5 protein-coding genes and 3 pseudogenes are annotated in these 6,891 nt (G+C 37.4%); 3 read left to right on the top strand and 5 right to left on the bottom strand.

Going from position 1 to position 6,891, the window contains the following annotated elements:
• Positions 1 to 76 precede the first annotated feature (76 nt).
• The gene (locus tag AFK68_RS17055; RefSeq protein ID WP_094673818.1) at positions 77 to 322 is read left to right on the top strand and encodes a hypothetical protein; all 246 of its coding nucleotides are present in this window, start codon (positions 77 to 79) and stop codon (positions 320 to 322) included.
• A 340-nt stretch (positions 323 to 662) separates the two neighbouring features.
• A complete protein-coding gene (locus AFK68_RS17060; protein WP_094673814.1) occupies positions 663 to 896 on the top strand; it encodes a DUF6737 family protein in 234 nt (77 codons plus the stop codon).
• Between the two features lie 101 nt (positions 897 to 997).
• On the opposite strand, the gene AFK68_RS17065 is transcribed toward AFK68_RS17060, so the two are convergent.
• A partial coding sequence (locus tag AFK68_RS17065) for a DUF4926 domain-containing protein (RefSeq protein WP_210407462.1) occupies positions 998 to 1,300 on the bottom strand: 303 nt, incomplete at its 5' end.
• A 183-nt stretch (positions 1,301 to 1,483) separates the two neighbouring features.
• Between AFK68_RS17065 and AFK68_RS17070 the strand changes: the two genes are divergently transcribed.
• Complete coding sequence (locus AFK68_RS17070; RefSeq protein ID WP_210407463.1) at positions 1,484 to 2,245, top strand: hypothetical protein; 762 nt, start codon at positions 1,484 to 1,486, stop codon at positions 2,243 to 2,245.
• A 478-nt stretch (positions 2,246 to 2,723) separates the two neighbouring features.
• Here the strand turns inward: AFK68_RS17070 and AFK68_RS35150 are convergent, their stop codons facing one another.
• From AFK68_RS35150 to AFK68_RS17080, 4 genes and pseudogenes are all read right to left on the bottom strand, one after another.
• The gene (locus AFK68_RS35150) at positions 2,724 to 3,257 is read right to left on the bottom strand and encodes an efflux RND transporter permease subunit (RefSeq protein WP_246844241.1); all 534 of its coding nucleotides are present in this window, start codon (positions 3,255 to 3,257) and stop codon (positions 2,724 to 2,726) included.
• Between the two features lie 39 nt (positions 3,258 to 3,296).
• Positions 3,297 to 5,841, bottom strand: a pseudogene (locus tag AFK68_RS17075) (efflux RND transporter permease subunit); the annotation flags it as partial.
• 1 nt (position 5,842) lies between these two features.
• Positions 5,843 to 6,236, bottom strand: a pseudogene (locus tag AFK68_RS45540) (efflux RND transporter permease subunit); the annotation flags it as partial.
• Positions 6,237 to 6,279: 43 nt separating this feature from the next.
• Positions 6,280 to 6,621: pseudogene (locus AFK68_RS17080) on the bottom strand (efflux RND transporter permease subunit); the annotation flags it as partial.
• Positions 6,622 to 6,891: the final 270 nt, after the last annotated feature.

Genomic DNA, 6,891 nt, shown 5'->3' on the forward strand with positions numbered 1-6,891 from the left:
GAATATTACAAGCTATTTATATTTAGGATTGCTATATTTTATAATAAATTACAATATTTACGAGGAATTACTAACAATGAAAGACAAATTACTCAACTGGTTAGATACATTTTTAGTGGTAGATGTATTTCTAGTAATAATTGGTTTTGCCTGGTTTGCGATCGCTGTTATTGGTCGTTATTCTGGGGTGTCTTTAGGTCTCGATCTTTGGCATAGGTTATGGGAACCAGTCTTTACTCCAGCTATTGGAATTTTGATGGGAGGCGCTATTCTTAGTGGCATTATTAAACAAATTACTAAACGCTTAGGGAGTAGGGAGTAGGGAGTAGGAAATAGTCTCAGTAAGCGTAGGTTGGGTTGAGGAACGAAACCCAACAACAATCTTTACTTCCCTACTGCTACGCAATAGTTTAATGACAGCTAAGATGGCTGTGCTACCGTAGTTTTATCTAAAATCTCACAACTGTTGTACAATAGTTGATTAAAAAAGAAACTATTGTACAACGGTTGAATGAATAATCAATCAAAGAGAAAGGCAGCGGAAGCGATCGCTACCCTTGCCACTTAATCAAAAATATCAAAACTATTGCGCAATAGTTTAATGACAGCTAAGATGTTTGTGTTAGAGTTTTCTGTACTATCTTGCTCACATATTATTTATTATGAACAAATCAGTTGAATCAGAAAAATTTAACCCCTGGAATTACAAACCTTGGTGGTGTCAACCTTGGTCAATACTTTTGACAGGAATTACTATTATTAGTAGTAGTTGGTTGATATTTAGAATGGTTTGGTTAACAGTTATTGTTTCTATTCCTATATTAACTTGGATGGGATTTTTTCTCATAATTTGGCCGAAGTTAATGGCAGAATTAAAAATGTCAAATAAAGTTTGATTGTTAGTAGCGATCGCTAAAAGTATAGAAACCGGGTTTGTATTAAATGCTCCACCACCTAATGTCTACCTCCCATAAACCCGGTTTCTTATTTACGTCATTCAAAATGTTAGATTGGAACAGTCTGTATGTAGCAACATTAGTTTTTCAAGTTCGAGGGATACTAATGCGTAAGTTTGCCCATTTTTATTAGCAAATTCTACCTCTAAAGCTTTTCCTTGATTGTAAATTTCTACCACAGTTTCTACTTGACCTCTAGGTAATATGATTTCTTTATCGGTCATAAATTCTGTAATTTTCATATTCTCTGTTAAAGCTACATTATCATGTAATTTTATTTCATTCATCAGTAAATCGTATTTAACATTCCTATTACAATCTGGGGAGTGTAGAGTATTTTTCGGNACCTCTAGGTAATATGATTTCTTTATCGGTCATAAATTCTGTAATTTTCATATTCTCTGTTAAAGCTACATTATCATGTAATTTTATTTCATTCATCAGTAAATCGTATTTAACATTCCTATTACAATCTGGGGAGTGTAGAGTATAATGTCTATAATTTAATAATAAAGGAAAATAAAACTTTGAAAGCTTCTAATTGCAAATTAGTTATTAAGGCTCAGTTAGCTACATTTATTGCTTTAACAACATTTTTATCACAGCCAGTTCATGCTATTACATTTGTTCAAGATAGGAATGCTTTACAAAGTAATGACGAAATTGAATGGTCAAGTTTAGGAAAATTATTCAACCCATTAGCTCCGAATCCTGGTGACTTTCTTTCAAATTCATTTTCAGCACAATCTTCTAATGGTTTAGGAATAAACGTTGAAATTCCATCGGCTGGAGAAGATTTTACTCCACCATTTATTTTTCAAACTAACCCAGAACTTCTAACTAATTTTGCACCTGGTGATGGGATTTTATTTACAGGTTTTAATCGTACAATTCCTAATACAGGAAATACAAATCCTTTAACTATTGTTTTTGAGAAAAATGTTAAAGCTGCTGGAACCCAAATTGCTGCAAGTGCTAGTACCAACATAGATTATGAAGTTTTTGTATCTGCGTTTGACGATCAAAATAGTTTACTAGGAACATTTTCATTACCAGGAATTTCTTCTGGGGCACTGGATAACTCTGCCGTTTTTTTAGGGGTAAAAACCGATACAGCTAATATTAAAAGCTTGGTTTTTCAGACTTCTTCACCAGAACGCGGTTTTGGAATTAATACAGTCTATATTACAAGTGTTAATGAGCCATATTCTGGTTTAAGCTTATTGATTATTGGTGGTTTAGCTGTAGTCTTTAAAGGCTATAAATTTAATAAGACTAAACTGAACTAATAAATAAAGTTTTGGGAAGTTAATTCTGGTCATATCAAATTCCCTTGCAACGAAAGTCTGATCAGAAACCGGGTTAGTGGGAGGTAGACATTAGGTGCTGGGGTATTTAATACAAACCCGGTTTATATACTTTTGTATACCGACACTACCGGATTTAATATAAAATCCGGTTGAATACTTATTATATATTTGGGGGAGATGGGGAGATGGGGAGATTGAAGTCTAGATAGAATTATGAACATATACTATATAACCGGATTCTATATCATACTAATAATACCAGGTTTGATCTAACTAATTATCTAGACTTAATCGGGACTTACACAGAGACGCTATCCGTAGGGGCAATTAATGTTTTCGGCGCATGACCTAAGAAATTGCCCCTACGAAAAACACAATTTATAGATGCTTTGCGTAAGTCCTGTTGATATTAGAACTTAGTAGGGGTTTTGTATCCAAACCATATCATTTTTGTTATCTAACTTTTAGGCATTTGTGGTTCTTGCCTAACCGCCTCATCAATATCAGAATCAGCAGTTTCTGTAGTAGAATTAGCTTGATTTTCTGATGCACCGTTAGTTAAACTATGCCCATTATGATGATCTTTCACACCATTCTCAAGAGATCCATTTCCATTAGAATGATGGTCATCATAATCTGAGAAACTATCCTCATCTGACGGCTCAGGTTTTTCACCCTTCAAAAATCGGGATTCAAAAGTCTTAATTGCAATATACAAATTAGGAGTAATCAACAAACTCAACAGTGTACCAACCAACATTCCCCCAAATATTGCAGTACCCAAAGACCAACGACTACCTACACCTGCACCCGTAGCTACAACTAGAGGCCAGAAACCAATCAAACTAGAAATTGCAGTCATCTGAATTGGGCGGAAACGTTGTTCTGCTGCTGTAACTGCTGCCTTACTAATGCTCAACCCTTTATCCCTTAACTGGTTGGCAAACTCCACAATTAGAATAGAGTTCTTAGAAGCCAAACCAATTAACATAACCAAAGCAACCTGACAATATACGTCATTCGTAACAANTTGTTCTGCTGCTGTAACTGCTGCCTTACTAATGCTCAACCCTTTATCCCTTAACTGGTTGGCAAACTCCACAATTAGAATAGAGTTCTTAGAAGCCAAACCAATTAACATAACCAAAGCAACCTGACAATATACGTCATTCGTAACAACAGGCCAAACTCCACCTGCCATCGGCACATTTGCTCGGAACCAAATTGCACAAAGCGCACCTAATACCGCTAGTGGCACCGATAGAATAATAATTGCTGGGTCAATGTAACTTTCATACTGAGCTGCAAGTACCAAGAATACCATCACAACCCCTAAACCAAAAATGATAGGTGCTGAACCACCAGAAGACTTTTCTTCCAAAGCACTACCCTGCCAAGCATAACCAAAACCAGGGTCTAATACTTCTGCTGAAGCAGCCTCCATCGCAGCGATCGCTTGTCCAGAACTAAAACCAGGAGCGGGGTTGCCCTGAATTTTCAGAGACCGGAAAATATTATAGTGAGTAATTGTCTCTGGACCTGTAAAGTCAGTGATTTTTACCAAACTACCCAAAGGAATCATTTCGTTATTTTGAGAACGAACATAAAATTGGTTAATATCTTCAGGGTTAGATCGGAATTGTGGTTCTGCTTGAGCATAAACTCGATATTGACGTTGACCTAAAACAAAGTCATTAACATAAGAAGAACCCAAGAAAGTTTCCAACGTCGAGAAGATATCATTAACTCTGACATTTAGAGCTTTAGCTCGGTCTCGCAATACTTCGATCCGCTTCTGAGGTTTATTAGCTGCGAATTGAGTGAAAACGCCCTGGGTTGCAGGGTACTTATCAGAATTAACAGCACCAATTAATTTTTGAGCATTATCTGCTAAAGCTTCAATTGGTAAGTTACCACTGCGGTCTTGTAATTGAAATTCAAAACCACCAGTATTACTCAATCCCTGTACAGGAGGTGCATTAACAGCAAAAGCTCTCACCTCTGTAACATCCTGTAATGAAGCATTGACCTTTCTCAGGACCCCATAAACTGATTGTTCTGAATTAGGTCGTTCATCCCAAGGTCTCAGCAAGACAAACATAACTCCCTGACTAGGGTTACTACCGTCAAACCCGAATCCCGCAGCACCAAAAGCAGATTCGATATCATCAATCTCCAAAAGTTTATCTGTAATTTTCTCTGTCGCTCTAGCTGTATAGTTAACTGAAACACCATCAGGAGCGCTATACAGAACCAGAAAATATCCCTGATCTTCTTCTGGCACAAATCCAGCAGGAACTATACCATACATCAAAACAGTTGCTACTAACCCCGCAATAAAAATCCCCATCACCAAGACATTAATGCGAGTAAGGAATCTCACGAATTTAGCGTATTGGTCTTGCAGCCAACCAAAACTCTGATTAAACTTATCAAAAAACCAGCCCAGTGGTCCTGTTGTTTCTTCCTTGGGACGCAACAATAGGGCGGACATTGTGGGAGAAAAGGTAAGAGCATTAAAGGTAGAACAGGCAACAGCGAAAGCAATAGTTAGTGCAAACTGTTTGTAAATAATTCCGACAGTTCCAGGGAAGAAAGAAACGGGAATAAAAACTGCCATCAATACTAATGATGTAGCAATAGTCGCACCCGTTAATTCTTCCATAGAGTCCAACGCTGCTTGCCTTGGCTTCATCCCTTGCTCAATTTTGGTCGAGACTGCTTCCACAATTACGATTGCATCATCCACCACTAGACCTGATGCTAGGGTACAAGCAAACAATGTTAATGTATTAAGTTCAAATCCTGCTATCTTCAAACCTGCCATTGCTCCAATCAAAGCTACAGGAATAGCAATAGCTGGAACTAAGGTAGCCCGCCAATCTTGGAGGAATATAAAGATAATCAGAACCACTAAACTGACTGCTTGGAAAAGGGTGACAACAACCTCTTGCAAAGATGCAGTTACAAATAAAGTTGTGTCATAAGCAATTTTATATTCTAACCCAGGAGGAAAATTTTTACTCAGCTCTGCAAGTGTTGCTTTAATTTCATTGGCAGTTTCTAGAGCATTACTACCTGGAAGTTGATAAATCACCATCCCGACTGTTGGGCCGTTATTATAGGTTGCAATCAGTTCATAATTTTCTGCTCCCAGTTCAGCTCTACCCACATCTTTAACTTTGACTAGGGTGCCATTTTCACCAACTTTGAGTACCATTTCTTCAAATTCTGAAGCTTCGGTGAATCTACCAACTGCTCGCAGAGGGATTTCAAACTTTTGCTCTGGTAGTGCGGGAGCTTGACCAATTTTTCCTGCACCTACTTGAATATTTTGTTCTTGTAAAGCGTTGACTACATCTTGAGCAGTAATTCCACGAGCTGTCATCCTTTGAGGATCTAGCCAGATCCGCATAGCATATTGACGTTCCCCCAAATAGTCAACCTGACCTACACCAGTGATACGTTTAATCTGATCGTTAACATTCAGGTCAAGATAGTTACTAATAAAAGTCTCATCATATATATAATTGTCACTATCGTCTTTTTCAGGGTTAAATGCAATTACCAAGAGANCAGTAATTCCACGAGCTGTCATCCTTTGAGGATCTAGCCAGATCCGCATAGCATATTGACGTTCCCCCAAATAGTCAACCTGACCTACACCAGTGATACGTTTAATCTGATCGTTAACATTCAGGTCAAGATAGTTACTAATAAAAGTCTCATCATATATATAATTGTCACTATCGTCTTTTTCAGGGTTAAATGCAATTACCAAGAGAATACTAGGAGATGCTTTTTCAGTTGTCACCCCTGTTTGTTTAACTGCGTCAGGTAATCCTGATTCTGCTTGAGCTACTCGGTTTTGAACGTTAACTTGAGCTGTATTTCGATCTACTTCTGTTGGGAAGGCAACACTAATACTTGTCGCACCATTATTACTGGTGTTGGAGTACATATATTTCATCTCTTCAACACCGTTAATTTCCCTTTCCAGAATTGTTGTGACNTCGGTTTTGAACGTTAACTTGAGCTGTATTTCGATCTACTTCTGTTGGGAAGGCAACACTAATACTTGTCGCACCATTATTACTGGTGTTGGAGTACATATATTTCATCTCTTCAACACCGTTAATTTCCCTTTCCAGAATTGTTGTGACTGTATTTTCTGCCGTTTGAGCATCAGCTCCAATGTAAGTTGCTGTGACTTGAACCTCTGTATTAGCAAGTTGAGGCAACTGAGCAATGGGCAATAAAGGTATACTGATTACGCCTACTAGGACAACCAGTATTGTGCAGACTGTCGTTAATACAGGCCGCTTAATAAAGTTATCTGCAATACTTAAGAGCATGAGTTTGTTATTTCAGTTATCAGTTATTAGTTAGTGTCCTAGGTCGGAACTTCTTTAAAAGTACCTCCGGGTGTATTAGGAGGCTTGAAAACCGGAATTTTCTTTTTCATCCCCTTGAAAGGGGAGGCTATGGACGTTATTTCTTGGTCATAAATTTAGTAATTGAGCTTATATTGGCTTATATTATAGATATAGAAATTTTGATTGACATAAAGTACAACAAATGCTAGTTGAAATGATACTATAGCAATTCTATTTTGAGTGTTAATA

The sequence above is a fragment of the Hydrocoleum sp. CS-953 genome (assembly GCF_002260545.1).
Lineage (GTDB): Bacteria > Cyanobacteriota > Cyanobacteriia > Cyanobacteriales > Microcoleaceae > Trichodesmium.